The organism is Nostoc sp. DSM 114160 (assembly GCF_053470305.1).
The window spans coordinates 124046-150093 of the sequence record NZ_JBPFGO010000002.1; the positions used below are offsets into that span (position 1 = coordinate 124046).

Annotated in this window: 25 protein-coding genes, 1 tRNA gene and 2 pseudogenes; 17 read left to right on the forward strand and 11 right to left on the reverse strand. The window is 42.4% G+C overall.

Translation table 11 applies throughout. The features are described from left to right. Nucleotides 1–25: 25 nt before the first annotated feature. Both NSTCB13_RS17590 and NSTCB13_RS17595 read right to left on the reverse strand, forming a co-directional pair. Nucleotides 26–937, reverse strand: a complete 912-nt coding sequence (locus NSTCB13_RS17590; protein ID WP_448273305.1) for an alpha/beta fold hydrolase — start codon at nucleotides 935–937, stop codon at nucleotides 26–28. A gap of 115 nt (nucleotides 938–1052) precedes the next feature. Further along, nucleotides 1053–1772: a hypothetical protein gene (locus tag NSTCB13_RS17595; protein WP_445631472.1), complete on the reverse strand. Its 720-nt coding sequence runs from the start codon at nucleotides 1770–1772 to the stop codon at nucleotides 1053–1055. A gap of 460 nt (nucleotides 1773–2232) precedes the next feature. On the opposite strand from NSTCB13_RS17595, the gene NSTCB13_RS17600 reads away from it, so the two are divergent. From NSTCB13_RS17600 to NSTCB13_RS17625, 6 genes and pseudogenes are all read left to right on the forward strand, one after another. Further along, nucleotides 2233–2784 (forward strand): GNAT family N-acetyltransferase, encoded by a 552-nt coding sequence (locus NSTCB13_RS17600; RefSeq protein WP_322671979.1) that lies wholly within the window; start codon nucleotides 2233–2235, stop codon nucleotides 2782–2784. A 744-nt stretch (nucleotides 2785–3528) separates the two neighbouring features. Then, nucleotides 3529–3602 (forward strand) — tRNA-Pro (locus NSTCB13_RS17605). A 674-nt stretch (nucleotides 3603–4276) separates the two neighbouring features. Beyond that, the gene (locus tag NSTCB13_RS17610; protein ID WP_448273306.1) at nucleotides 4277–5095 is read left to right on the forward strand and encodes a Tic22 family protein; all 819 of its coding nucleotides are present in this window, start codon (nucleotides 4277–4279) and stop codon (nucleotides 5093–5095) included. Nucleotides 5096–5120: 25 nt separating this feature from the next. Next, nucleotides 5121–6012: pseudogene (gene prmC, locus NSTCB13_RS17615) on the forward strand (peptide chain release factor N(5)-glutamine methyltransferase). Between the two features lie 63 nt (nucleotides 6013–6075). After that, entirely contained in the window at nucleotides 6076–6678 is a 603-nt protein-coding gene (locus NSTCB13_RS17620; RefSeq protein ID WP_448273307.1) for an L-threonylcarbamoyladenylate synthase, read from the forward strand. Between the two features lie 103 nt (nucleotides 6679–6781). Beyond that, nucleotides 6782–7714 carry a sensor histidine kinase gene (locus tag NSTCB13_RS17625; protein WP_448273308.1) on the forward strand — a complete coding sequence of 311 codons (933 nt, stop codon included), beginning with the start codon at nucleotides 6782–6784 and terminating at the stop codon, nucleotides 7712–7714. Nucleotides 7715–7816: 102 nt separating this feature from the next. On the opposite strand, the gene NSTCB13_RS17630 is transcribed toward NSTCB13_RS17625, so the two are convergent. The 5 genes and pseudogenes from NSTCB13_RS17630 to NSTCB13_RS17650 form a co-directional block, all read right to left on the reverse strand. Next, nucleotides 7817–8284, reverse strand: a complete 468-nt coding sequence (locus NSTCB13_RS17630; RefSeq protein ID WP_445631467.1) for a GNAT family N-acetyltransferase — start codon at nucleotides 8282–8284, stop codon at nucleotides 7817–7819. A gap of 374 nt (nucleotides 8285–8658) precedes the next feature. After that, entirely contained in the window at nucleotides 8659–9072 is a 414-nt protein-coding gene (locus NSTCB13_RS17635) for a hypothetical protein (protein WP_445631466.1), read from the reverse strand. A 72-nt stretch (nucleotides 9073–9144) separates the two neighbouring features. After that, entirely contained in the window at nucleotides 9145–10134 is a 990-nt protein-coding gene (gene secF, locus NSTCB13_RS17640; RefSeq protein ID WP_448267192.1) for a protein translocase subunit SecF, read from the reverse strand. Next, nucleotides 10131–11543, reverse strand: a complete 1413-nt coding sequence (secD, locus tag NSTCB13_RS17645; protein WP_448267193.1) for a protein translocase subunit SecD — start codon at nucleotides 11541–11543, stop codon at nucleotides 10131–10133. The genes secF and secD overlap by 4 nt, the downstream gene beginning before the upstream one ends. Before the next feature lie 159 nt (nucleotides 11544–11702). Then, nucleotides 11703–12687, reverse strand: a pseudogene (locus NSTCB13_RS17650) (pyruvate dehydrogenase complex E1 component subunit beta). Between the two features lie 331 nt (nucleotides 12688–13018). On the opposite strand from NSTCB13_RS17650, the gene NSTCB13_RS17655 reads away from it, so the two are divergent. The 4 genes from NSTCB13_RS17655 to NSTCB13_RS17670 all read left to right on the forward strand — a co-directional run bounded on the left by NSTCB13_RS17655 (nucleotide 13019) and on the right by NSTCB13_RS17670 (nucleotide 14592). After that, nucleotides 13019–13180: a DUF6888 family protein gene (locus NSTCB13_RS17655; protein ID WP_448270216.1), complete on the forward strand. Its 162-nt coding sequence runs from the start codon at nucleotides 13019–13021 to the stop codon at nucleotides 13178–13180. Nucleotides 13181–13188: 8 nt separating this feature from the next. Beyond that, nucleotides 13189–13401, forward strand: coding sequence for a DUF6887 family protein (locus tag NSTCB13_RS17660; RefSeq protein WP_292706909.1), 213 nt, complete (start codon nucleotides 13189–13191; stop codon nucleotides 13399–13401). Nucleotides 13402–13906: 505 nt separating this feature from the next. Next, nucleotides 13907–14176, forward strand: a complete 270-nt coding sequence (locus NSTCB13_RS17665) for an AbrB/MazE/SpoVT family DNA-binding domain-containing protein (protein ID WP_445631462.1) — start codon at nucleotides 13907–13909, stop codon at nucleotides 14174–14176. A 95-nt stretch (nucleotides 14177–14271) separates the two neighbouring features. Then, nucleotides 14272–14592, forward strand: coding sequence for a putative toxin-antitoxin system toxin component, PIN family (locus NSTCB13_RS17670; RefSeq protein ID WP_448274177.1), 321 nt, complete (start codon nucleotides 14272–14274; stop codon nucleotides 14590–14592). 90 nt (nucleotides 14593–14682) lie between these two features. On the opposite strand, the gene NSTCB13_RS17675 is transcribed toward NSTCB13_RS17670, so the two are convergent. The 4 genes from NSTCB13_RS17675 to NSTCB13_RS17690 form a co-directional block, all read right to left on the reverse strand. Further along, complete coding sequence (locus tag NSTCB13_RS17675; protein ID WP_445631459.1) at nucleotides 14683–15099, reverse strand: type II toxin-antitoxin system VapC family toxin; 417 nt, start codon at nucleotides 15097–15099, stop codon at nucleotides 14683–14685. Continuing rightward, nucleotides 15096–15365, reverse strand: a complete 270-nt coding sequence (locus NSTCB13_RS17680; protein WP_448273310.1) for a hypothetical protein — start codon at nucleotides 15363–15365, stop codon at nucleotides 15096–15098. The genes NSTCB13_RS17675 and NSTCB13_RS17680 overlap by 4 nt, the downstream gene beginning before the upstream one ends. A 173-nt stretch (nucleotides 15366–15538) precedes the next feature. Further along, nucleotides 15539–16519, reverse strand: a complete 981-nt coding sequence (hemB, locus tag NSTCB13_RS17685) for a porphobilinogen synthase (RefSeq protein WP_448273312.1) — start codon at nucleotides 16517–16519, stop codon at nucleotides 15539–15541. 541 nt (nucleotides 16520–17060) lie between these two features. After that, nucleotides 17061–17420: a DUF4870 domain-containing protein gene (locus tag NSTCB13_RS17690; protein WP_445631456.1), complete on the reverse strand. Its 360-nt coding sequence runs from the start codon at nucleotides 17418–17420 to the stop codon at nucleotides 17061–17063. A 124-nt stretch (nucleotides 17421–17544) separates the two neighbouring features. Between NSTCB13_RS17690 and prfC the strand changes: the two genes are divergently transcribed. The 7 genes from prfC to NSTCB13_RS17725 all read left to right on the forward strand — a co-directional run bounded on the left by prfC (nucleotide 17545) and on the right by NSTCB13_RS17725 (nucleotide 26035). Beyond that, nucleotides 17545–19173 carry a peptide chain release factor 3 gene (prfC, locus tag NSTCB13_RS17695; protein ID WP_448273314.1) on the forward strand — a complete coding sequence of 543 codons (1629 nt, stop codon included), beginning with the start codon at nucleotides 17545–17547 and terminating at the stop codon, nucleotides 19171–19173. A 268-nt stretch (nucleotides 19174–19441) separates the two neighbouring features. Further along, complete coding sequence (locus tag NSTCB13_RS17700) at nucleotides 19442–21385, forward strand: M48 family metalloprotease (RefSeq protein ID WP_448273316.1); 1944 nt, start codon at nucleotides 19442–19444, stop codon at nucleotides 21383–21385. Nucleotides 21386–21395: 10 nt separating this feature from the next. Further along, complete coding sequence (locus tag NSTCB13_RS17705; protein ID WP_448273317.1) at nucleotides 21396–21713, forward strand: hypothetical protein; 318 nt, start codon at nucleotides 21396–21398, stop codon at nucleotides 21711–21713. 638 nt (nucleotides 21714–22351) lie between these two features. Continuing rightward, nucleotides 22352–22861, forward strand: coding sequence for an RNA recognition motif domain-containing protein (locus tag NSTCB13_RS17710; protein ID WP_448267197.1), 510 nt, complete (start codon nucleotides 22352–22354; stop codon nucleotides 22859–22861). A 457-nt stretch (nucleotides 22862–23318) separates the two neighbouring features. Next, nucleotides 23319–23759 (forward strand): SufE family protein, encoded by a 441-nt coding sequence (locus tag NSTCB13_RS17715; protein WP_334770680.1) that lies wholly within the window; start codon nucleotides 23319–23321, stop codon nucleotides 23757–23759. A 164-nt stretch (nucleotides 23760–23923) separates the two neighbouring features. Beyond that, nucleotides 23924–24832: an alpha/beta fold hydrolase gene (locus NSTCB13_RS17720; RefSeq protein WP_445631453.1), complete on the forward strand. Its 909-nt coding sequence runs from the start codon at nucleotides 23924–23926 to the stop codon at nucleotides 24830–24832. Between the two features lie 231 nt (nucleotides 24833–25063). Next, entirely contained in the window at nucleotides 25064–26035 is a 972-nt protein-coding gene (locus NSTCB13_RS17725) for a CobW family GTP-binding protein (protein ID WP_448267199.1), read from the forward strand. The last annotated feature ends 13 nt before the right edge of the window (nucleotides 26036–26048 follow it).

Here is a 26048-nt window from a genome sequence, read left to right on the forward strand (position 1 = left end):
ATTTGTTAGTTGTAATGACCAATGACTAATGACTAATGACTATTGATCGGATGTGATCGGCGACTGCATCCGGCTGTTCCAACATAGCCAGGTGTCCGCAATTAGGAATTTCCAGAACATTGTCACCACAATATTGAAAAAGCCTGTGAAAGCTAGCTAAATGGCGCACATACTTGGGTTCCATAACCTTGTCTTCCGCGCCAGCCAAAAAATAAACTGGCTGCTTCAGTTGGGATACTAGCTCAGGTAAACGATTGATTTCTTCTTCAGTTGTGGAGTCTAACAAAGTTCCCAGAGCCGCTTCTGGGTCAGCCACAACGAAATCTATTACTCGCTGACGTGCCCAATAGCGCTCTAAAGGACGAGCCACACTAGCTCTGGTGAACAGCAAATCAATCAAAGGCACTTGGGACAGCCAGCGCGGACGGACTTGCAAAAATTTCTGACCCGCCGAGCGAAACTGCTCAAAGGCTTCTTTGAGGTAAATACCACCGCCAGCGTTGATACAGATAACTCCCTTAACACGCTCAGGCATTTGATCTGCTCCCCAAAGAGCGATCGTCCCGCCTAATGAGTGACCAATTAGCCAAGCACTTTTAATATTCAATTGTTTCAAAAGAGCTGCTAAATCTTGAGTATACGCAGCAGGAGTATAAAGAGAATCGAAAGATGAGTCAGCCGTACTGCTGGAGATGGGCGTTATACTCAAAGACGTTTGTGCTCGACTAAAATCGGTTTTTACTTGGGATTGGGATTCACCAAAACCCCGCAAATCATAGGACAAGCACTGCAAATCATCTGATAGACGGGAAATCACAGGTTGCCAATATCCACGGCTATTGAGCCAACCGTGGATAAATACTAAAGCATGGGGGCAGGAAGTGGGAGCCGTTAGCTCGTATGCGTGTGGAACGCCCAAGATTTCGATAGTTGCCATACTTGTATCGTACCCTTAAGGACGGGTGCGACTAAATACTAAAGTAGAAAGAGTTAGAAGTTAGGAGTGGAGAATTTTTAACTCATAACTCATAACTCATAACTTCTCACTTTTTTTATTTACCCAGCAACCTCTGTCGCACTCCTTCAGCAATTTTGTGACCCAGATATTCAGGAATGAGACTTTCATTCGGCCCTAACAAGTAGAGAATTAGCCGTGTACGTCCGCGCCAAACCAGTAAATTGGCATTGACTACCAGAAGGTCTTCCTGCCAGATAGCATACATAACTTTGTAGAATAATCCTGGTTGATTATCAGCTTCAATCACTAAGGCAGGGAGATGAAATACCGGATCGACATAAAACTCAGTTTGTACCTGCTCTAAGCCAGTGTCAAGATTAAATTCTACCGCCAGCATCTCTTCTACCTCAAACCGACCTCCTAAAGCCTCGCGAATAGCGCGACAGACATTTTCTGCGGTTTTCTCGGTCAAGGCTTTACTACCACGAGATACCAACAGTTTGATAAAAACTAACATTGGCGGACGGATTTGACCGTATAAACTTAAACCGTGGATAGTCAACCCATAAGCTGCTAGTACACCAAAAATATCGCTGAGGAGAAAAGACTGGTTGCGGTAAGCAAAATGCAGGGCACTTTTGCTACCTTCCGGTTTCAGTTCAATCACAGCGCGTCTACTTTTATAGAGACGGTAGGCTAGCCGCAAATTTTGCAGTTGAATTTCACTACTGACGAATTGCTCATAAAACTGGGGAAACGCTCGATTAAAGCGCTTTAGGAGTTCCAGTGTCGAAGATTTTAAACCAGAAGCCATTGTTAAGGGTAAAACTCGCTTGCTTTCGTCATCTGGGGGCTGGGTGTTGGGGGTTGGGTGTTGGGGGTCGGGGACTACTGGGAGGACAAGGAGACAACAGAAGAGTGTTCTCGATACCTAATGCCCAATCCCTTGTATACAATTCACTTCTAAGCTAACGTGCATTTAAGCTCTATAGGAGCAATTGCCAAGATTAGGTTTTCCATTATGAATTTTGAATTTTGAATTGTTTATATCCTTACCCTTTTGGTGAATTTCTCCTAGCCTTTACAACAAAATGCTAAAGTTGAAAATGATTGGTGTGAAACACGCTCTAACTGGCTGTTACCATTGCAAATCCCGAAAACAACCGAAAAACTTTGAGTGTAATAGGGTATAAATGGGGTTAGCGATGTTAAAAGTGAATCAACACTCCTAAGAGTGGAAACCAATTCAGTTATACTACCCGAACCGCGTTGGCATGGGTTTTTGGAAAACTTGGTTTAGTACTCCTGAATCTGTAGGGACAACTAGGACAAATCTCTTTGAAGAGCATACAGCAGAAACTGCGGGCAACTCCAGCCCCAGTAGTATTAGCGAAGCTGCTTCCAAGGAGGCTCGGATCGTCTTCAGCACGGAACGAGATATTGACCTATATGAGTTAGAAGAACTCTGTGATGCAGTTGGTTGGTCGCGTCGTCCTCTAAGAAAAGTAAAAAAAGCTATTGAGCATAGTTTTCTCGTTGCTTCAATGTGGCAAGTGAGAGGAAACCAAAAGCGGCTCATTGGTTTTGCCCGTGCTACCTCAGATCACGCCTTTAATGCCACTATCTGGGATGTAGTGGTTCATCCAGACTTTCAAAGTCAAGGACTGGGCAAGGCGCTGATGAAATACGTTCTCAAAAAACTTAGGAGTGAAGAAATTAGTAATGTCACTCTCTTCGCTGACCCCCATGTTGTAGATTTCTACCGAACTATGGGGTTTATGGCCGATCCAGAAGGCATCAAAGGCATGTTCTGGTATCCTCACTAATGCTCAATCCAAATAAAACCCGATTCGCACAATAAAATCAGGTATAGTAGTACAAATCTATTATTGAAATTTGGTTTGACAAGGTTTAGCCGACGAACGCACAAGTAGTAATATCTCTTGTAAAACTAAGTCGGCAGACAAACCTTTAATCTTTATTAATCCAAATATCTAATCTAGCTAGTATTTGCAGAAGATATAAATATAACGTGAGTTCGACAGACCTCTCCCTCCCAGCCTCCCTCTCCTAAAAGGCGAACGCGTTGCGTCTCCCCTTGGGAGAGGGAGGAGTAACGAGTAAGGAGGGTTTTTGCTTCCCTCTCCTACCAGGCTACTGTGTACACACAAGTGTTGGTGCAGTGTATCTATCCCGCCTCGGAATAAATTCCGAGTCTCATAACCAAAGGCTTCTTTTAGAGGACTAAACTAAATTTCTTGTTTAGTCCTCTAAAAGAAGCCTTTCGCTTAATCAGCCCGGAACTTTAGTTCTGGGCGAGATATTTGCTCAGTGTGAGACTTTCACTTGAACAGAAATATTGGGTGGGTAGGATTTTTAGAGATGTGTGTAGACCGTAGCTTACCAGGAGAGGGGCTGGGGGAGAGGTCAAAATAGCACTCGTCGAACTCACGTTAAATATATTAGGCATGAGCAGTGTTATGTGATATGATTGCTTTAACGCTTTTGTGAAAGCGCGATCGCTTTGATGGAGAGCTAAAAAGCAAACCCAAAAAAGCGAATGAGTATAACGGGATGTAGCGCAGCTTGGTAGCGCGCCTGCTTTGGGAGCAGGATGCCGCAGGTTCAAATCCTGTCATCCCGATTTAATTAATATAGTTAACAGCTAGAGTAGTTAGTTAAGTTTTATTTACTAACATCTGCAATTTAATTAGATATTTTTACGGTGAAGACCAATTAGGCTGTTCTGTGGTTGAAGCCTAACAGACAAATTTCGTCATTCAGTAGTAAGATATTCTGAACACTGAGCTTTGTATAGATTTGAGAAGATATTAAATCAATCGCAGATGGAACGTTGATTAAGTAATAGCGTCAACCAATATTAGAAAAAGTCGATAAAATAGCATTTATCATCTCCAAGGTTGGAGAGATGGAGAAACTTTTTGCTGTTTGAGAAGACATATAATAAGCATCTACGGCATTTCGCGGTAAATAGCGAAGCGAAACCTAGAAAAACACAACGTTAGCACAGCCAATTTGTGAAAACGATACTATAGCAACTCTAAATAGTTAGGGAACATTGGATTTTGACCGTTGAAACTCCGGGTGACGCTCCTGTGTCGCTACCGCTTGCGCTAACGGCAGTCGCTCTTTGTTGGAACAACAAGACCGGGCTGCCTCACGCTTAACACTCAACCTCAACGCGCATAATGAATTTTTCAAAACTAAAATGAATTGCTATATAACTAAAGCTAGTTGGTGCTGTGCAAATCCAACCATTTGTTTAATTTAATTGGACTATTGATGCGAGGAGCAGTCATGAAATCATTTATTCGCTTAGGCGCAACATTGGGTATAGCTGGCAGTGTATTTTTAACAGGGCTTTCAGGGATAGGCAATCTACCAGGAATGGGCAATCTAGAGGCGATCGCTCTGCCACAAGATCAGGTAGTGAAAAAGCTCCAAGAAGTACCAGTATTCACGCTCACCAATCCTAAAGGCGAATTCGTAGTTCTTTCAAGAAACAACGCATCCAAGCCGATCTCCCAAGTAGGATTTTTTATTAGCAAGCAAGATGCTCAAAAATTCCTTGACAATCGGCTCAAAAAAGAAAATCCTCAGTTAGCAAGCACTCTACAGGTTAGACCTTTGTCCTTGGCAGACTACTATAAAATAGTTCAAGAAAGCAAAAAGAAATCAGATTCTGTGATTTATACTTTAGTTCCGACGCAACAGCAAGTAGCCTCGGCAACAAGTATGCTCAATCAAAGTGGTAAAAAGGTAGAGCAATTCAACGGTATTCCCTTATTTGTACCCAAATTTAAGAAAGATAATAGCTATCTGACTATTCCCCTTGCTAAAGGTAATGAGCGATACATCCCTTTCTTTTTTGAGAAAGAACAAGCAGTGGCTCTGTTAGAGGAATTCAAAAAAGCCGTGCCAAAGGAAGGAGCCAATACTGAAATTCAGGTGGTAGATTTGTACGGTGTTATGGAAGCTCTCAATAGCAGCAGCGATCCTAGTATCAATAAAATTGTTCTGTATCCATCAAGGGAGTCGATCAACTTTATTCGCTCCCTGGCGCCAAATCAATCGCCAGGTGCCAAGCCAGCTGCTGCCCCCGCTCCGAAAAAATAACGGATATGCGCTCCAAAGTTGAGGTATGGGGGAGAAACATCTGATAGTCTCTGGTTTACAACTTTGGCAGTGGCGGAATGCAGCTTTGAAAGCAGCGATCGCCATTGATGTCCCATCAATTGAGGTAGATTGGCTGCTTCTTGAAGTTGCTGGATTAGACCGCTTGGCACTGCGTTTGGAGTCTTTTAAAAATTGGCCGCAAATTCAGCTGCAATTGCCTCTAGAAGAGTTAGAACAGCTATGGCAGAGACGATTAAACGATCGCTTGCCAGTGCAGTACATTGCCGGTATGACACCTTGGCGTAACTTTCAAATTGCGGTGTCAAGCGCAGTTTTGATTCCCAGACCAGAAACAGAGTACTTAATCGATTTAGCTTTAGCAGCTGCTAACGGTGTATCAGGACATTGGGCGGATTTGGGTACTGGGAGTGGAGCGATCGCACTGGGATTAGCAGATGTCTTGCCAAAAGCAACAATTCATGCAGTTGATTACAGTTTAGAGGCTCTGGCGATCGCCCGATCCAACGCTGATAATTTGGGTCTTGCTGACCGGATTCAATTTTATCAAGGTTCCTGGTGGGAGCCACTGACATTCTTAAAAGGTCAGTTCAGTGGTATGGTGTCAAACCCTCCATACATACCCACCAACACCTTACCTACTTTGCAACCAGAAGTCGTTAACCACGAACCACATCTAGCTTTGGATGGTGGCCTTGATGGCTTAGATTGCATTCGTCATTTGATCGAAATCTCCCCTAGTTATTTGCAATCGGGTGGCGTGTGGCTGATTGAGATGATGGCTGGGACAAGCGGATGCAGTGCGAGAACTTTTACAAAATCAAGGTAGCTATTGTAAGATTCAAATTCACGCTGATTTAGCTGGAATTGAACGTTTTGCCCTGGCCTACAAAAGTTAGGAGTGATGAGTGATGAGTTATGAAATTCCTCACTCCTAACTTCTAACTCCTCATTTTGTAAATATGACCCAAGTTTCTTTAATAAATCTAATAGCTGGCGCACGTGCTGGTGTTTTGGTGAGCTTTCCGACGGATACTGTTCCGGCACTTGCAGCGATGCCAGAAAAAGCAGGATTAATTTTTGCGGCGAAACAACGCAGTCAAGACAAACCTTTGATTTTGATGGCGGCTAGTGCTGAAGATTTGTGGCCGTATGTCAAAGGTAGTGAGAATGAATATAAAGTTTGGCAAGAATTAGCAGATAAATATTGGCCAGGAGGGCTGACATTAGTTTTGCCAGCGAGCGAACGCTTACCAAAAGTTATGAATCCCATCGATCCAACAACAATTGGGATTCGAGTACCAAACAGTGCGATCGCTCAAACTATTTTGGCGCAAACAGGCCCTCTTGCCACCACTAGCGCCAATTTTTCTGGTCAGCCGCCTTTGCAAACAATGACAGAAATTGAGACTCAGTTTCCCCAGGTTCTGACTTTAGCAACGACAGAATACCAGAGTGAAATACCAGGGATGGGTATACCTTCCACCGTTGCGAAATGGACAGGGATAAATTGGCAGATTTTGCGACAAGGTGCGATCGAGTTAGATTTATCGAGTGATAACTAAGTATAGGTAGTTATAATGTTGTTTTCGTGGTGTTAACAACAGAGAAATCTGAAACTTTAGTTGGCGCTGTTGTACTTAATTAGCAAGTTAATAATTGCCAGATATGAATTGGAGCAACTGGATATATCTAGGAGTAGGAATAGCACTAGGTATGGTTTTTCCTCAGTTATTTGGGCGATGGCTACGCCCAAAGCAGGCATCGCCTAATGTTTCATCTAGCTCATCCCCAGTAGCGCCATTAGCTCAACAGGATATGTCGCTAATATCACAACAGCTACAGCAAACGCAGCTGGCATATCTGATGGCAAAGGAAATGAGCCAGTTTAAAGCTGGTTTTTTGGCGCGGACTACCCATGAATTGCGATCGCCTTTTAATGGTTTGATTGGCTTACATCAATTAATTTTGTCAGATTTGTGTGAAAATCCGGCTGAAGAGCGAGAATTCATTGCCCAAGCTCACGAGCGGACGCTGAAGTTGCTGAAGCTAATGGATGAAATTCTCAATGTTGCTAGAACTGAACACGGCACTAATAAATTAGATATTCAGCCCAGAGCCTTAGCCGAAATTTTAGAGGAGGTTCATGATTTAACTTATATGCTGGCGGCAAATCGCAATTTTCCCTTAAAATTATTACCCGCCGACTCAGAAATTTATGTTTTGACAGATTACCTTTGGCTGCGCCAAGTATTGATAAGTTTAATAGACACTGCCATTACTCAGATGGAGGAAGGCAGCATTTGTATTTCCAGTAGCACTCTACCTACAAACAATTTTGTAAACATTTGGCTAGATTTACCAACTCATGCTGTACCTTTGAGTGAGCCGATTGATTTGCTCAAATTTGAAGAGCGGTTGACTCCGATTGACCACAAAAACGCTACTCTTTCCCCAGGAATGAGACTATTAATCAATCAGACTTTGGTGGAAGTTATGGGAGGAAAGTTAGAAATCTTGCCCTCGACTATTGTCAAGGAACCACTCTTGCGTACCAGAATACAAATATCTATCCCTTTAGTGAGTAGTGCTGAGTCCTGAGTAGTAAATAGGAAATCTTGCGCCTTGACTACCCTACTACAGTTCTTATACTCAGCACGGGCTAAACCCTAGCTTTCTGCTAACAGCACTCATTGCTCGGAACTATTTCGATGATTCTTGAAGCTGAATTTCTGTAGCAGCAAGGAAAGTACGGTTAGCTTGATTGTGTAGCACCATCGTAGTGGTAGTGTTGCTTTGAAAACCAATCTTTTCGTAGAAACCCTGTTGGTAAGTAGTCATCAGGTAAACTCGCTCAACCGACTTCATACGAGGATGTCTTAAAACGGTTTCTACTAAATTGCTTCCCAAACCACTATGTTGATACTCTGGATGAATCACAACATCCCAAATTGTGGCGCGATAGATGCCATCAGATGTTGCTCTGGCAAAGCCAATGAGCCGATTGCTATTCCAGACGGAAATTACTGGCTCACTGTTGGCAATAGCGATACCTAAGTCTTCAATACTGCGTCCCTTTGCCCAGAAAGCGGAAACGTTTAACAGTTCTTGGAGTTGATAAAGGTCAATTTCAGACTTGCGATCGCTAAACTTAATCTGAAGATCGTTCATGTATGGCATCCACTTTTAGCAGTATCTTTGAGCAGACATTTGATGAAATTAAATATGCATTATTCAGAAGTCTTGTAGAGACGTAGCACTACTAAGTCTTTACATTCTTTTTCAGCAGATGTCTCGTACAATGTCTAAGCTAGCTAGTAATGAAAAGTTTGTAGTAAGCACTTGAGTGCTGAGAAAATTAAGGACTAAAGTCCTGACCCCCAACGGGAAAGTTAGTCGCTCATGGGGGAAACCCCCATCGCCCTTGGCGTCTCCCCTTGGGAGAAGACCGCGCTAACTCACTACAAACTTGCTTACCCATCAATTTAAACTTTGATTTCAGTCATATTTTGCTATAAATTTCTGTACGTGTAGAGCAAGAAAATTTAATGACAAACCCACTTCCATAGAGGATGAGTTGCTCCCTGTTGACGTATCCGATAAACTTGTTTTTCTAAACGTTGTTTTTCCTGCGGTGGCAGTCCAAATAGAATATTCCGACTTTGCCAAACTAAAACAGCAGCAGTCATCCCCAGACAAAAAGCGAGACCGAAGGTAGACAGTGGATGGTAGAACAATCCAAATCTCACTGCTACCCAGGTAAAATATTGTTGCCACAGAGCAATTTCTGCACGTAGACCCCACAAGGAGACAGGCGCAACAGTCAGCCATAAACAGCCCACAAACAGCCACCTGCCATATACTGTCAGCTGATGTAGCCTTTGTACTTGTTGAGCAAACGATGGGTCAGATTTCTCAAAGTCTGGGACAGTATTTAATCGTTCTTCCGGTTGATCCATAGGGGAATAAAATTGCAAGGCGTGGGTGAGCAATTAAAAATGCTTTCACCCAATTTTGAAATATACACAAGTTTAACTATCCTGGGAACTGGGAGATGTATCAATCGAATCAGCGTTGTCTAACACCTGGGATTCCCCTTGACGCTCTCGCCACCAAGTTAGAAGAGTACTGGCGATGAAAATACTCGAATAAGCCCCCATTGTGAAGCCAACAATCAAAGCCAGGGAAAAGTATTTCAGTGTTTCTCCGCCAAATAGAAAGATTGCAGATAATGTCAGTAATACGGTTAAGGTAGTGTTGATCGATCTTGTCAATGTTTGGTTAACCGCATCATCTACAATTTGGGCAATTGGCTGTTCGGGATGGATTTTCAGGGTTTCCCGAATGCGATCGTAAATTACCACTGTATCGTTGACTGAAAAACCTGTGATCGTAAGTAAAGCGACGATAAACAGGCTATCTACTTCGATGCCTGCCACCAAACCCAAAATTGAAAAAGCCCCAACTGTGATCAAGATATCGTGGAATAGGGCAACGATCGCAAACACAGCATAATCTAACTGGAAACGGAAGCTCATGTAAATAGTAATACCGATGAAGGAAACTATCAGAGCTAACATCCCAGATGTAAACAGTTCTTTTCCCAAAGTGGGGCCAACGGAGTCAATCTGGTTCTTTTGTGGATCAAAAACGCCGATTTCTTCGCTCAAAGCGTTTTGTAATTTGGTACGCTGATCGACACTCAAATCTTTTGACCGAATTAGTACACCATTTTCTACACCATTTTCTGAGACAAGTTGGATACTGCTATCACCTAGTCCCTGCGCTTTTGCTACTTCTCGGACAGCGTTGATATCGATTGGTTTGTCGCAGTTACCGGGTTTGGTGCAATCTCGGACAAACTGCAACCGCGTACCACCGATAAAATCTAAACCGGGGCGTAAGGGTGCGCGAATACTGGGTTGTTGCCAAGAAATCACCATTGAGATGATACCAGCGATGATGATAGCAGCAGAAATAGTCCACCAAAGCGATCGCGATTTATTAATACTTAGTTTCATTGAGTCACCTCTGCCTTATTCGATGCTGGCAGGTTTGGACAGAAAAGTTCTGTCTTGCGCAAAGAGTGAATTGAAATTGCCAAAAACAGCAATGTCCGACTACAGGTAATTGCAGTAAACATACTCACAGCTACCCCCAAAGCTAAGGTTAGAGCAAAACCTTTAACTAAACCAGACCCCAGCCAAAATAGGGCAGCGCAAGCAATCCATGTAGTAACGTTGCTATCTAAAATACTAGAAAATGCCCGATAAAAACCCGATTCTACAGAACGATACAGAGATTTACCTGCCCGCAATTCTTCCCGCGTCCTTTCAAAAATTAGCACATTGGCATCAACTGCCATCCCAATACTGAGAATAAAACCAGCAATTCCCGGCAAAGTTAAGGTAACGCCCAACAAAGCAAAGGTTGCCCAAGTTAAGAGAGAGTAGATCGCTAGTGATATATCCGCAATCAATCCTGGTAGTCGATAGTAAACCACCATGAATATTAATACTAAAGTCAAACCACCGACTCCAGCATAAATACTACTTTGAATGCTATCTTTACCCAAGGTAGCTCCGACTGTCCGCCTTTCTGCGATTTCTACTGGTACGGGTAATGCGCCACCACGTAACTGCACGCCTAAGTCATTGGCTTGCTGGGCGGTAAAACGTCCTGTAATCACGGCAGAACCACCTGTAATCCCAGTAGCGGCAAATTCTATACCTACAGTGGGAGCGCTGATTAGTTCATTGTCTAGAAAAACACCAATGCTACGCCCAGTACCAGCGAGATTTTTTGTCAAATTGGCAAACAGTTCACCACCCTTTTGGTCGAAGCGAATGGCAACATTCCAGTTGTTACCTTGAGTGGGTTCACCATAGGCATCCTTGAGGTATTTGCCAATTAGCGGTGGATTAGTGCTTTCAAACAATTCTGCGATCGCTTGATTATTTTTTTGTAAGTCTTCTTGATTCTTGACAATTGCCGCTTTGTCGGTACTCTTTCTTAATTCTTCTTGCTTAAATTTCAATTCGGCTCTTGATGCTTGAAAAGCAAGCAGTTGAGTTTCTGTATTCGCCTTTTGGGTACGAAATTCTAACTGTGCTGTACCCCCTAGCACCCGTTCAGCTTGTTCTGGATCGTTGACTCCTGGTAGTTGCACCAATATTTTATCTGTACCGACTGTTTGGATTACTGGCTCAGAAACACCTAAACCATTAATCCGGCCTTCGACAACTTTCTTCACACCTTCCAATTCGCGTTCGGTGATTTTGGGGATATCCGCTGATGGTTTCACCTGAATTGTGAGCTGTGAACCTCCGCGCAAGTCCAGCCCTAGAGGTATCGGAATTGTGGCAATCACCGTAATAGCGGCGATTATCAGGACTAAAATCAAAACTAATAGCGATTGCTGTCTTTGCATACCATAACTCGCAACTGACAAACGCTATAATAGCGTTCTTTTGAGGAGTTATGAGTTGGGAAATGGGGAGTGGGTAGAGACGGGATTAATCGCGTCTGTACAAAGTAGGGAGTAGGGGTTGAATTTATTCCCTATTCCCTGTTCCCTTTTCCCTTTTCTCTATACTCGCAACGCCACCATTTTTTCCACAGCTTCTACTATTTGCTCTGGTTGAATGATTGTTAGTCGTTCCAGATTGCCGTTGTAAGGTGTGGGGATATCTTGGGAAGAAAGCCGTAGTACTGGCGCATCCAATTCATCGAATAAGCGATCGTTGATTGAGGCGATGACTTCTGCTCCAATACCCGCAGTGCGCATCGATTCTTCCACAACAATGACTTTATGGGTTTTACGTATTGATGCACCAATGGTATCAAAATCTAATGGTTTGAGGGATATTAAATCGATAACTTCTGGATCGTATCCTTGTTTTTCAAGAGTTTTTACGGCTTGCACTACATGATGGCGCATCCGTGAATAAGTAATAATTGTCACATCATTCCCTGGACGCACAATTTCTGCTTTATCTAGGGGGAGGAGGTATTCTTCTTCTGGTAAATCTTCTTTCAAGTTGTAAAGTAAAACGTGTTCAAAGAACAACACCGGATTATCATCGCGGATAGCGGATTTCAGCAGTCCTTTGGCGTTTCTTGGTGTGGAGCAGGCAACAATCTTTAACCCTGGCACAGCTTGGAAGTAGGTTTCTAGTCGCTGGGAATGTTCTGCACCTAGCTGCCGTCCCTACACCTCCAGGGCCGCGAATTACCATTGGAATTTTAAAGTTACCGCCAGAAGTATAGCGCAGCATCCCAGCGTTGTTGGATATTTGATTGAAGGCAAGCAGTAAAAAGCCCATGTTCATGCCTTCAATGATCGGACGTAACCCAGTCATTGCGGCTCCCACAGCCATCCCAGTAAAGCTATTTTCAGCGATGGGGGTATCTAGAATGCGGAGTTCGCCATATTTTTGGTACAGGTCTTTGGTAACTTTATAGGAACCGCCGTAGTGTCCAACATCTTCACCGAGAACGAATACGCTGGAGTCACGCGCCATTTCTTCATCAATGGCTTCCCGTAAGGCGTTGAAGAATAGTGTTTCTGCCATTTAGACCTTTTAGTACGATTATGGTTTTAGAATTTTATCGTGCTGCTGTCGCAAATACAGTGAGCGATCGCACTAGTTAGAGTTTAGGTTTTTTAAATAAACGGCCCCTAGCATAGAGCGAGTGATTGCCATAACTATATCAAAGCTATTTAATTTAGATTTTAGAGCTTTTATCAGCGATCGCCTCTGACTCTACCAAATGCGGCTGGTTTCTCTATGTAATAAAACGTAGAGTTATGTTTAAAATATACTCAGATATTCACGATTGAAATATACTAACTTAACTTTAATCACGTTAGAGTAAAAAATTTGTTGTAGCAACAATTTAAATATCCCTACTGTAGAACAATTGAAAACGTTGTTTATCTTAAGTTTTTGGGCTACTAAAATGTATTTACCTGTGTTTTTAGTGCGAATCGATGAACGAACAAAAAATCTTGTGATTCTCGCTGGTGAAGAAAATGAAATTCTAATTTACCTAGACGGGAAGTAGAGATATGTATGAGTAAGCCAGATTTTATGACAATGCCCCGTGTCCAATTGCGTCAATATATTCTTGACCACAGAGAAGATGATGAAGCTTTTCAAACTTATCTAGATAGATTCACCTCTGAAGACGCTGTAATCTTCCCTGCACCGCAGTCAATAGATGATTTAGAAAACTTCCCAGAATTGCATCAACAAAACCTAGAAAGACTACGAAAGCAAGCTTGAGCGATCGCAACCCTCAAACCAAATTTTAACAGCGATCGCCTCCCACTCTGGCAAAGAAGGGAATTCTGTATTTATGTACTACACACTTGACAATTTACCTATCATGTAAATAGCTAACTTCAACAAATCAACCATTTTGTAGGACACGCAAGATGCGTGTCCTACAAAATTCAAATCACCAAGGATTAATTACCAGCAGCCAACTTATCCAAGAAATCGATTTTTACAGCCAGATTGGTTATATCCCAATACGGTTCAGTTAAGGTTTTTTGATAAAAATTCTAGATCGCTAAAGATGCAATAAATCACTGTCAATACGAAAGACTGATTATTGTAAAGACGGCGATTCATCGCGTCTCTTGCCTTAACCGAACAGTATTAGGAGATAAGGAAGGAGAAAAAGGTCTACCTATAATTGTCTAAATACAAGCGATTCTTTATTTACACCCCAGCCAAATGCCATAAATAAAAGGATAAAATCGAATTAGACTCAAATATGAAAATTATGAACACAGCTATTATTGCCAAAGTAACGGCTGATGGAAAGCTAGAAATTCCTCCAGAAGTGTTAGCACAGCTTCAACCCTCTACTGAGTATGAAGTCTCGGTTACAGAAGATGAAATTGTGTTGAAAAAAATTACTAAACCGAATGTAAATTTAGATGAATTTCTGCAAGGCTTAGAAGATTTAGAACCCGATCCTAATCAACCCACGCTGGAAGAAATTAGTGAAATTGTCAAGGATGTCAGACAAGAGTTATGGTCTAACCCATGAGAGTTATCCTTGATGTAAATGTTTGGATTTCAGCTTTGTTGTGGGGAGGTGTTCCTGGTAAAACCTTGCGTTTAGCAAGAAATTAACAAATTAATATATTTGCTTCTGAATTTTTATTATTAGAACTAGAAACAACTTTAAAACGTGATAAATTTCAACTGCGACTACAACAAAGAGGTTATACGGTTGAGGATTTGATTTCTGTAGTCAAGGGTTTATCAAATGATTGTCCAACTGTCTCTGTAGATGCTCCTCAATTACGCGATCCAAAAGATAATTTAGTTTTGGCTGCGGCTGTTGCGGCAAATGCTGAAGCAATTGTTACTGGTGATTTAGATTTATTGGTGTTGATAGAATTTAATGGAATTCCAATTTTAACTCCGCAAGATTTTTTAAGTCGTTATTTTTTAGATTAAGTTTTATCATTGTTGTCTGAAGGTGTCTCCTGATATGTCATATAGTGATTTTACTTTTGAAAAAATTATAATTAAGTAGCCATCGCATCCCTAAAACACCCGCTCAAAAGGTTTTTTCCGATAACATCGATAAATATTAAAATCACTATCCAAAGTAGCGATCGCAGCAATATCCAAACGCTCTGAAATAACAATCAAGGATAAATCTGCAAAATCCCCTGGTAAATCTCTGTACTGAGTATTCAACTCAGCAATGCGCGAAAAATCTTGTGGTAATAGTTGCTCACACTCGTAGAGTTGTTTAGCAACATCTAGAAGAAACTCGTTTTGTGTACGCCAATCAAAGTTAAGCAACCACACCACTTCTGCAATACAAATGGGCGTAGTTACCAGCCTAGAAGTACAGTTTTCAAAGAAGCGACGCACCTGTTGGTGATACCGATCTCTGGCGCTGTAGTACGCAAACAAAAACCCGCTATCCGCGAGTATAAGCGGATAATAGGTCATGAATGCCGCTTGTTGAGATATTGAGCGATCGCTTTTTTACGGTTTGAGCGTTCTGATAAATCCGTTGGTGCATCTTGTAGCAGATGTTCAGGGTGTCCCCCACCCCGCCTCTCTACCAAAGTTTTACCCGCTTGTAAGGTTAGCCAGCGTTCAGCAATCAAGCGTCGGATTAACTCGCTCTTGTCTGTTTGCTCGTGAGCTAAAATATCGGCTAGCTGCCGTTCTGTTTCTTCATCCAGCCTGACACTGAGCATAACTTTTATCATCTTTGCAATACACGTATGACAAGTATAACGTGGATTAGTTAAATTTTGTTTGAATTTCGCACCAGCCAAACCCAAAATATAAAGAATCTCACGCCCAAACACCAAAACACAACTCTGCGTCTTCGCGCCTCTGCGTGAGATTTCCCACTAAATTAGTATTCAATATGCCTAGCCTACTTTAACCATCTCGCCGCATCTTTGGCATGATAAGTCAAAATCAAATCTGCACCAGCGCGTTTAAACCCAGTTAAAGTTTCCAAAACCACCCGTTCTTCATCAATCCAACCATTGAGAGCCGCAGCTTTCACCATTGCATACTCACCAGAAACATTGTAAGCCGCAACTGGCAAGTTACTTGCTTCTTTGACGCGCCAAATAATATCCATATATGCCAAGGCTGGCTTAACCATCAGCATATCAGCACCTTCAGCGATATCTAATTCAATCTCTTTAATCGCTTCGCGGGCGTTACCTGGGTCCATTTGATAAGTTCTTCTGTCCCCAAATTGTGGTGTCGAGTCTGCTGCATCCCGAAATGGGCCATAATAACCCGAAGCATACTTAGCAGCATAAGATAAAATCGGCGTATCTTGAAATCCGGCTTCATCCAAACCCTGACGAATTGCCTGCACAAACCCATCCATCATTCCTGAAGGCGCGATGATATCAGCACCTGCTTTTGCTTGGGAAACTGCCGTTTTCTTCAACAATTCCAAAGTTGGGTCATTTAAAACTCGTCCTGTTAAATCACCAGTTTCTAAATAACCACAATGACCGTGACTAGTATATTCACATAAACAAGTATCAGCAATTACAACCAAATCTGGCACTGCTTCTTTTACCGCCGTCGCCGCTTTTTGGACGATACCGCAATCATGCCAAGCACCAGTGGCATCCACATCTTTATCAGCCGGAATACCAAATAGAATAATCGAAGGAATTCCTAAGTCGTAAACTTCTTTTGCTTCTTCAATAATTTTATCTACCGAAAGTTGGTAGACTCCGGGCATGGATTTCACTTCATTAGCGATTGCCTCACCCGGTACAGCAAATAGTGGGTAAATTAAATCGCTTGTTGTTAAAACAGTTTCACGAACCATCCGGCGCAGTTGAGGATGAGTACGCAGACGACGGGGGCGATGTATAGGAAACATAAAATTTTATCAAGAAAAACAACCCAAATAGACACAAAACAAAGCGTCACAAAAGCAGGCTAAAATTTTCCTGCCGTCAGACAGACTACAAACAGTGCTTAACCGTCCTTGGCCCTACTCTTAATCAAGTTGTAGGGCAATTTTGTATTCTACAGCTTGGTTGCACCTATCCGACGGACTGGAAAAAAAACAACATTATGAAGAAATTCAAAATTTAAAATGATAAGACTGTCTGTTGGCAAAATTGTGGGGAATTGAGGGTTGAGATTTAAAAGCAAAGGGGAGGCAGCGCGGTCTTCTCCCATTCGTGAGAGGCTAGCGCCTTTCCTTTGGAACGCTACGCGAACGCAAAGCGTCTCGTAGAAAAGGGGGTTTCCTCCATGAGTGACTGCCGACGCAAAGGTAAACGCAGAGGCACGCAGAGAATTCGCTACAAATTAATGAAATGTTGTAATTGATAACAAATAATTTACAATGCCCAATGCCCAATACTTCGACTACGCTCAGTACAAGTGCCCAATGCCCATACCCATAATCTATGCTAAAAAACTCGGAAAATATAAGGATAACGGAAGGGTATATCAGGATTGTTGAAAACTCTAATGAGCGCCCAAATTGTTAATCCCCAATGTAATAGATATCCCAGACCGGCTAGTGGCCCCAGCAATAATAGAGGTAATACTAACCAACCGAATAGAAAAAACAGCGCTCCCAGAATTGCACCATAAAACCAGACATTAAAGTGGAAATTGATGGATTCTTTGGCGTTTTCTTTAACAACAGGATCGTCAGATACGAGCAGTATGGCGATAGGTATGCCTACAGATACCAATGTTGTGCTGAAAAAAATCGCTCCATGAGACAAGGCAGATAGAAGCTTTCGCTTGTCTGTGTCGTACATTGCTTTCTCCTATTTAGTCAGATTGTTGGTTATACTACGACCCTATCATGAGCATCGTTGTCTTAAGATTAAAAGACTTGCCAGAGTCAAAAAAAATTAAGCTAGCTTTCAAACAAATACATTTATGTCTACTGAACTTCAGTCTGAACTTATTCAAGCAGTCGAACTTCGCCGCAACTTTGCGATTATATCTCACCCGGATGCTGGTAAAACTACACTAACTGAAAAGCTACTCCTGTACGGGGGTGCAATTCACGAAGCTGGGGCCGTTAAGGCACGACGGGCACAGCGAAAGGCTACTTCTGACTGGATGGCGATGGAGCAACAACGAGGTATTTCCATTACTTCCACAGTGTTGCAATTTGAATACCAGAATTGTCAAATCAATTTATTAGACACTCCCGGACACCAAGATTTCAGTGAAGATACTTATCGTACCCTCGCTGCTGCCGACAATGCAGTGATGTTAATTGATGCGGCAAAAGGTTTGGAACCGCAAACCCGTAAATTGTTTGAAGTGTGTAAGTTGCGGGGTATCCCAATTTTTACATTTATCAACAAGCTCGATCGCCCAGGAAGGGAACCTCTGGAATTGTTGGATGAAATTGAGCAAGAATTGGGATTGCAAACCTATGCGGTAAACTGGCCGATTGGTATGGGCGATCGCTTTAAAGGTGTTTTTGACCGACACAAGCAACAAATTCACTTGTTTGAACGCAGCGCCCACGGCAGCCGAGAAGCCCGCGATACGATAGTAGAGTTAGGCGATCCGAGAATAGAAAAACAGCTAGAACAAAATCTGTACTATCAACTGAAAAACGATCTAGAACTGTTAGAAGGAGTTGGTCCAGAACTAGATTTACAGTTGATACACGAAGGCAAAATGACGCCTGTGTTCTTTGGTAGCGCCATGACTAACTTCGGGGTCGAGTTATTCCTCAAGTATTTCCTCGACTATGCCCTCAAACCCGGTTCTCATATCAGCAGTGTTGGCGAAGTTCCCCCTACATACCCGGAATTTTCGGGGTTTGTGTTCAAACTGCAAGCGAATATGGACCCGAAACACCGCGATCGCGTCGCATTTATCCGGGTTTGCACTGGTAAGTTTGAAAAAGATATGATGGTGAATCACGCCCGCATTGGTAAACTCATCCGTCTATCTCGCCCGCAAAAACTCTTTGCTCAAGAGCGAGAATCGATTGATGTGGCTTATCCTGGCGATGTGATCGGTTTGAATAATCCTGGTGTTTTTGCAATCGGGGATACAATTTACACGGGACAAAAGCTCGAATATGAGGGGATTCCGTATTTCTCGCCGGAACTGTTTGCATCTTTGAGGAATCCCAACCCCTCGAAATCTAAACAATTCCAAAAAGGCGTTGCGGAATTGCGAGAAGAAGGTGCTGTGCAAATTATGTATTCAACTGATGAAGCCAAGCGCGATCCAATTTTGGCGGCGGTGGGTCAGTTGCAATTCGAGGTGGTACAGTTTCGCTTACAAAATGAGTATGGTGTAGAAACCATATTAGATTTATTGCCCTACAGTGTCGCCCGTTGGGTTGAGGGTGGTTGGGAAGCATTAGAAAAAGTGGGACGAATATTCAATACCACTACAGTTAAAGACAGTATGGGACGACCAGTGTTGCTATTCCGTAATGAATGGAATTGTCAACAGTTATTGGGCGACCATCCAGAGTTAAAATTAAGCGCGATCGCTCCAGTATTTTCTAGTCAACAACCAGTGGAGAAATAATTCACTACGAATTTTAGATTTTAGATTTTAAATTTTAGATTTTTTTGTTCATGCCTTGCCCCTAGTGAGTAGAACAAATCTAAAATCCTTAATTTAAAATCCTTGAGCCAAGTAACCTTGTAGTCAGGCTCAATCCAAAATCCAAAATCCAAAATCCAAAATTAGTTGACAAGCAAAACTTGAGCGCGGTTGATTTCCACGGCATCCGAGGTTCGCGCTTTTGCCCAAACGTGGATCGTTTAGAAGAGATTGGAGTGCCAGAATTTGTATGCCTTCACATGCCAAACCGTCTTTGGAGGCTGGTTTAGTTGCCCTCAAGCAGGGAAATTACCAAACAGCGATCGCCCAACTAGAACCTATTGCTACCAGTCAAAGCGGTACTGCTAGCTTACAAGCCCAAGTTGGTTTAGTGATGGCTTATGCTCGCACTGGCGAAGTTTCCAAAGCGATCGCTATTTCCCAGAATCTCATTGAGAGTAACAATCCGCAAGTTCAAGAGTGGGCAACACGCGCTCTCGAACACCTGACAAAACGTAAAAAATCCGATCGAGAATCAAAAAAAGTCGAAACTGGATTTGTTCCCTTTGAGAATTCAACACCAGATTCAACCCCCATTACTCCCCCGGAAACTCCTACATCAGAGGAAAAACCGAACGATCGAGTCATAGAAACCAGAAGCGACGACATCCCGCCGATGGTGCCACTAGCTAGACTCAAAGCTACATTAGCGACACCGCCACCACCGCCACCATCGGCTACACCCCTAAGCGGCTTCATGGGTTCTGTTACCCGCACTCAAGCCAAATTATTCGGCGTTATTTATTGGCGGCAAGCACAACGCGCCAAAGCATGGCAACCACTACGTAAACCAAAATTAATTCCCTTGCGGCTACTGTCCGCAGGGACATTCATCGCCCTGTTTTGGACGATCCGAGAAATCCTCAAATTCGCATTGGGATTAATCAACCAGACTTTAGTCAAACTACCTTATCTGGAGCCGATACAGCTTTTATACGAAGATCCTACCCAACTGTTGCTGATCGCATTGGTGATTTTAATCGGAGTATCACCTTGGTTGCTGGATCTGCTACTGGCGAACTTGTATGGTCAGCGAGAATTTCCGAAAGATGTATTGAATACTCATAGCCGCGAAGCCGTTCGGGTGCTACAACGTTGTTGCCAACAGCGGCACTGGCCGTTACCCAAACTGCGAATTTTACCAACGGCTGCACCAATTATTCTGACTTATGGTAGTTTACCACGTAATGCCAGGATTGTTGTGAGTCAAGGGTTATTAGAGCAGTTAGCAGATGATGAAATCGCCATTATTTACGCCACGCAGCTCGGGCATATAGCTCACTGGGATTTTGCTGTAATGTCTTTGTTGCTGCTGGTAACACTACCAACTCATCAGCTATATCAGCAAGTGTCGGAGTTGGGAGACAAAATATCAGCGAAAATTTGGCGCTGGCCAGTGACAATTCTGGCGAGTCTAATTTATGGAATTTGGTGTTTGTTGACTGGAACTGCATTGTGGTTGTCGCGGTTGCGGCTTTATTATAGCGATCGCGTCGCCGCTGAAATTACTGGTAATCCCAATGCTCTGATTCGCGCTTTACTCAAAATTGCCATTGGCATTGCCGCTGACATCCAAAAACAAGAACACACCAGTTGGCAACTAGAAAGCTTAAATCTGCTGACACCAGTTAGCTACCAACAGAGTTTATCTTTGGGCACTATTGCCAGTAATCTATCTTTTGAATCCTTTTTGAAGTGGGATACCGCCAATCCTTATCGCCGATGGTTTACGATTAATAATAGCCATCCTTTAATGGGCGATCGCCTCGAACGCCTCTGCCAAATAGCCCGTCACTGGCATCTAGACACCGAACTACATTTTGATAGCGTTCCATCAAAGGTTAAGCGTCAGTCTTTTCTATTACAAGTCGCTCCCTGGTTGGGAATTCCTCTAGGGCTTTTGTTTGCAGCTTTCGTCTGGCTAACCTGGCAACTAGCATTCACACTCAAGTTTTTAAATCTAAAGTGGATATATGAAGATTGGTCTTTCATTACAGGCTGCCTTCTGATTGGCTTTAGCATCGGTACTGTGATGCGGATTAATTCTTTCTTCCCCGATATTAAACCTGCCACCGTACAAACTGACGACAGCTTACCCAACCTGTTAGCTGACCCCTTCTGCCTTACCTATTGATAGCGTCAGCGTGCGTCTTGTAGGTAAATTATTAGGTCGTCAAGGTACTAGTAACACCCTAGCGCAAGATTTAATCTTGCAATCCAGCGCAGGTTTGGTGAAATTGCACCACATTTCTTGGCTAGGACAGTCAGTCAATCATCAGGATCTAATCGGGCGGCAAATTATCGTCACAGGTTGGTTCAGACGAGGAGCAACACCTTGGATCGATATCCAAACCCTAGAAACTCAAAGTGGTAAAACCATTCATAGCCCGCATCCCATTTGGTCTACTTTTTTGGCTGTTGCAGCACAGGCTTGGGGCGCATACGTCTTTCTAACTGGTTAGTCATTGGGCATTGACAAAGGACAAAGGACAAAGGACAAAGGACAAATCGGAATGTAAAGAAAAGTTGCAGGTTTCCTTAACAAATGTTACATTTATTTACACAAACAAAAGCAACCGACATAACTCAGCATCACCGCTTAGTTGTGGATTTAGGTGCTTTTTCCCCGCTCTATACCTTTTATCCTCCCAACACAGCAGCAAATTAACCAGCCACTGGCTGGTTTTTGTTTCAAAATATGCTCACTTGCATAAAAAAATGTGTTTTATGTTACGATCTAGTAATAGTAATGCTGAAAATGTAGGCGCTAAACTAGCTACGTAGAAAATACCGTGGTAATGTAAGGAATGGTATTTGATTCTGCGAAAAAGGGCATAGAAGAAAGCGGGTACTTTAGCAGGCAATAGGCTATTAAATTTACAATTCTTAGAATTAAGGTGTTATTAGCTCACCATTAGTGTGAGCCTTTGGATTAAACAAGCTTGATCCCGACGAAAAACTGTATTGTTGTATAGGTTGACAGTTTCGAGCAAAAAAATTGGTTTATGGCAGTCTTGGTCAATAGCATCTATTTAAAAGCCAAAGCTAAATGATTGTTTTCTTGCCTTGCCATGTTCATTCAACTCTGGAGGTATAGTTCATGTCCGTTCGCCTATATATAGGTAATTTGCCTAAAGATGAAATAGATCGTCAAGATCTGCAAGCCGTTTTTGCAGCAGAAGGTGATGCTGTAACTACTAAATTAATTAAAGACCGCAAAACTGGCAAATGCCGTGGTTTCGGTTTTCTTACAGTCAATAATGACGAACAAGCTGACGAAATTATTGAAAAGTATAATGGTCAGATGTTCAAAGACACTCCCATTAAGCTAGAGAAGGCATTACCTCGGACAAAGGGTGAAGAGGGCGACGAGCAAGCTCCTAAACCAGTTATTGCTAGTACTAGTAATAGTACCCCAACTCCTAGCCCCAACAGAGAAGGTAGCCGTCGTGAGAAAAGCTCTAAGAAGCCTCGTCGTGGCGGCGGTGGCGGAGGTTCTCGCGAAAGCAGCACTACAACCACCGATTCAGACGCTATTCGTCCAGATCCTCGTTGGGCTTCGGAATTAGAAAAGCTGAAGCAGATGTTAGCTGCACAAACTACAAATTAATCCTCAAGGGAGAGAAATTAAAAATTAAAAATCAGAATTTTTTTTGGTTTTTAATTTTTAATTATTGTTGATAGTTATCTAGCTGCTTGGTTAAATCTACTTGCAGCTAATTTTGTAAGTGCGTAAGCATAGCATTGTCGAATCGTGGAGAATTGAGGGTTGAAATTTCAAGGCAGAGGGACGCAAAGGTAAGCGCAGTAGATTCGCAGACAATATGCTACGAAGTTATATAGTTTTCTATTTAGAATAAAATTAAGTTTTTGTAATTAGAGGCATTGAAAAACCTGGACGATGGGGATGCGATACCTAGCTTGGGCTGCGACTACGCAGTAATTAGCTGGATTTGATAAATTAGAGTCAGTAATGGCAAGCTTGATAATGCCAAGAGAACCAGAGGCGCGATTGCTCTAAAGATAATCTACACTCAAGGAGATACCGATCGTTTTCAGCTTCTGTTATGTCCTCAACTCTAGATTCTTTGCCACCTGCGCTCGCTAAAATTGTCCAGCGCTTTCAACGCGCTTCCGAACCGAAGCGACGCTACGAACAGCTAATCTGGTATGCTCAGAAGCTCAATGAGTTCCCAGAAGCTGATAAATTACCCGAAAACAAAGTTCCTGGTTGTGTGTCTCAAGTTTATATCACCGCAGCCTTGGATGATGGTAAGGTTGTATTTCAGGGCGATTCCGATTCTCAGTTAACCAAAGGATTAGTCGGGCTTCTGGTAGAGGGATTACATGGACTAACGCCAACTGAGATTGTTCAACTTACTCCAGATTTTATTCAAGAAACAGGTTTAAATGTTAGCCTGACACCTTCCCGTGCGAATGGATTTTACAATATTTTTAAAACCATGCAAAAAAAAGCATTGGAATGTAAGTTAGATTTGCCTAGCTAAACTTGGTTATTGGTCATTAGTCATTAGTCATTGGTCATTGGTCATTAGTCATTAGTCATTAGTCATTAGTTATTGGTTATCAACAAAGGACAAAAGACAAAGGACAAAGGACAAAGGACAAATGACAAAGGACAAATAAGGTACAACTACCAAAATTTAGTGTCATGTCAACCAATCTATTATCTACCTCTGCTGCTACTGGTTTTGGTGGAGTAGTTCAAGAATATCTCTGGAACTGGGAAAATCAGGAATTGCGCGTTGTTTATGAAACCCTCGGGAAAGGTTCACCGCTATTGCTACTACCAGCTTTCAGCAGTGTTTCGACGCGTTTGGAAGTCGGCGAACTTGCCAAGTTACTAGCTCCCAATTTTCAAGTTGTAGCCTTAGACTGGCCGGGATTTGGTGAATCTTCTCGCCCTAGTTTGAATTATCGACCAGAAATTTATCAGCAATTTCTGGAAGATTTTGTCAAAGCTGTTTTTAATACTCCTGTTACTGTGGTGGCGGCTGGTCATGCTGCTACATACGTTTTACAATTAGCTGTCAAGCAGGCTGCTTTCTCAAAAATTGTATTGTTGGCTCCTACTTGGCGTGGGCCTTTACCAACAATGGGGGCAAGTCAACAGATAGCTGGCGTTGTGAGAGAATTGGTGCGATCGCCTATACTTGGTCAAGCTCTCTACAAACTCAACACTACTCAATCTTTCTTAAGTTTCATGTACCGCCGTCATGTCTTTACTGACGCGGCTAAAATTACACCCAGTTTCATTGAGAAAAAGTGGCACACCACTCAACAACCAGGAGCGCGATTTGCTTCTGCTGCCTTTGTAACTGGTAATCTCGATGCTGTACGCGAACAATCTGATTTTTTAGAAATTGTACAGTCTTTAACCGTACCCTTGATGGTAGTAATTGGGGAATCTAGCCCCCCAAAATCACGAGAAGAAATGAACGCTTTGGTAGCCTTACCAGGAGTGAAAAGCGTTGTCATTCCCGGTTCTTTGGGACTGCATGAAGAATACCCAGCAGTTGTTTTAGAAGCAGTTCAAGATTTTTTGTTATCTCAGAAATAATTAACCAGAGATGAACATAGATCCCATTTTAGGGGCGTACAGATGTGCGCCCCTAATTATTCAAATGAGAATCGCCATATTATAGATGGATAAAAATAAAATATTTCTTGATTAAATTATGTAATTATTTTTATGAAGCCCAAAATAATAGCAAGTTCGCAGAAAAATATAAAAAGATTTATCATAGGCGATAATGATTATCCATAAGGTGAGATAAGGGGAATTTAGAGTATGGTGGCTGACGTAATCAACAATTCAGTTCCCGTTACTGTTCTTACAGGCTATTTGGGAGCAGGTAAAACGACTCTACTCAATCACATCCTCACCTACGAACACGGCAAAAAAGTTGCTGTGATTGTTAATGAATTTGGGGAAGTGGGTATTGATAATCAATTGATTATCGATGCAGATGAAGAAATTTTTGAAATGAATAATGGCTGTATCTGTTGTACAGTGCGCGGCGATTTAATTCGCATCATTGGCAATTTGATGAAGCGGCGCGATAAATTTGACCATTTAGTAATTGAAACAACTGGATTAGCCGATCCAGCACCAGTAATTCAGACTTTTTTTGTTGATGAAGATTTGCAAAGCCAACTGTCTTTAGATGCGGTGGTGACAGTGGTCGATGCCAAACATATTTGGCAGCATTGGGATGCAGACGAAGCACAAGAACAGATTGCTTTTGCCGATGTAATTTTACTTAATAAAACAGATTTGGTAGCGCCAGAAGAGTTGAATGAATTAGAAAAACGGATTCGGGCAATGAATGCGATCGCAAAAATCTACCGTACCCAAAATTCTGAACTCGGAATGGATGCTTTGTTAGGTGTAAAAGCCTTTGATTTAGAACGCGCATTAGAAATCGATCCAGATTTCTTAGGCGAAGATGCCCACGTACACGATGAAACTGTTTATTCTGTGGCTCTAGTAGAAGCAGGTGCAGTTGATGGAGAAAAATTAAACGCTTGGCTTTCCGAGTTACTGCGTACTCAAGGCCCAGATATCTTTCGGATGAAAGGCATTTTAAATATTGCTGGAGAAGATAATCGATTTGTATTCCAAGGAGTACACATGATCTTTGATGGCAAACCCGATCGCCCTTGGAAACCAAACGAAACCCACAAAAATGAACTAGTTTTCATCGGTCGCAATCTTGATGCAGCCAAACTCAAGGAAGATTTTCTCGCCTGTCTAGCATAAAAAAAGTTAGGAG

Coding starts and splice junctions, on each gene's coding strand:
- NSTCB13_RS17680 (WP_448273310.1), bottom strand. CDS start 15,365: ATGATAAAAGTTATGCTCAGTGTCAGGCTGGATGAAGAAACAGAACGG.
- NSTCB13_RS17630 (WP_445631467.1), bottom strand. CDS start 8,284: ATGAACGATCTTCAGATTAAGTTTAGCGATCGCAAGTCTGAAATTGAC.
- NSTCB13_RS17590 (WP_448273305.1), bottom strand. CDS start 937: ATGGCAACTATCGAAATCTTGGGCGTTCCACACGCATACGAGCTAACG.
- NSTCB13_RS17600 (WP_322671979.1), top strand. CDS start 2,233: ATGGGTTTTTGGAAAACTTGGTTTAGTACTCCTGAATCTGTAGGGACA.
- NSTCB13_RS17635 (WP_445631466.1), bottom strand. CDS start 9,072: ATGGATCAACCGGAAGAACGATTAAATACTGTCCCAGACTTTGAGAAA.
- NSTCB13_RS17620 (WP_448273307.1), top strand. CDS start 6,076: ATGACCCAAGTTTCTTTAATAAATCTAATAGCTGGCGCACGTGCTGGT.
- secD (WP_448267193.1), bottom strand. CDS start 11,543: ATGCAAAGACAGCAATCGCTATTAGTTTTGATTTTAGTCCTGATAATC.
- NSTCB13_RS17660 (WP_292706909.1), top strand. CDS start 13,189: ATGAGTAAGCCAGATTTTATGACAATGCCCCGTGTCCAATTGCGTCAA.
- prfC (WP_448273314.1), top strand. CDS start 17,545: ATGTCTACTGAACTTCAGTCTGAACTTATTCAAGCAGTCGAACTTCGC.
- NSTCB13_RS17725 (WP_448267199.1), top strand. CDS start 25,064: ATGGTGGCTGACGTAATCAACAATTCAGTTCCCGTTACTGTTCTTACA.
- NSTCB13_RS17690 (WP_445631456.1), bottom strand. CDS start 17,420: ATGTACGACACAGACAAGCGAAAGCTTCTATCTGCCTTGTCTCATGGA.
- NSTCB13_RS17720 (WP_445631453.1), top strand. CDS start 23,924: ATGTCAACCAATCTATTATCTACCTCTGCTGCTACTGGTTTTGGTGGA.
- NSTCB13_RS17715 (WP_334770680.1), top strand. CDS start 23,319: ATGTCCTCAACTCTAGATTCTTTGCCACCTGCGCTCGCTAAAATTGTC.
- NSTCB13_RS17625 (WP_448273308.1), top strand. CDS start 6,782: ATGAATTGGAGCAACTGGATATATCTAGGAGTAGGAATAGCACTAGGT.
- NSTCB13_RS17675 (WP_445631459.1), bottom strand. CDS start 15,099: ATGACCTATTATCCGCTTATACTCGCGGATAGCGGGTTTTTGTTTGCG.
- secF (WP_448267192.1), bottom strand. CDS start 10,134: ATGAAACTAAGTATTAATAAATCGCGATCGCTTTGGTGGACTATTTCT.
- NSTCB13_RS17610 (WP_448273306.1), top strand. CDS start 4,277: ATGAAATCATTTATTCGCTTAGGCGCAACATTGGGTATAGCTGGCAGT.
- hemB (WP_448273312.1), bottom strand. CDS start 16,519: ATGTTTCCTATACATCGCCCCCGTCGTCTGCGTACTCATCCTCAACTG.
- NSTCB13_RS17710 (WP_448267197.1), top strand. CDS start 22,352: ATGTCCGTTCGCCTATATATAGGTAATTTGCCTAAAGATGAAATAGAT.
- NSTCB13_RS17665 (WP_445631462.1), top strand. CDS start 13,907: ATGAACACAGCTATTATTGCCAAAGTAACGGCTGATGGAAAGCTAGAA.
- NSTCB13_RS17700 (WP_448273316.1), top strand. CDS start 19,442: ATGCCTTCACATGCCAAACCGTCTTTGGAGGCTGGTTTAGTTGCCCTC.
- NSTCB13_RS17595 (WP_445631472.1), bottom strand. CDS start 1,772: ATGGCTTCTGGTTTAAAATCTTCGACACTGGAACTCCTAAAGCGCTTT.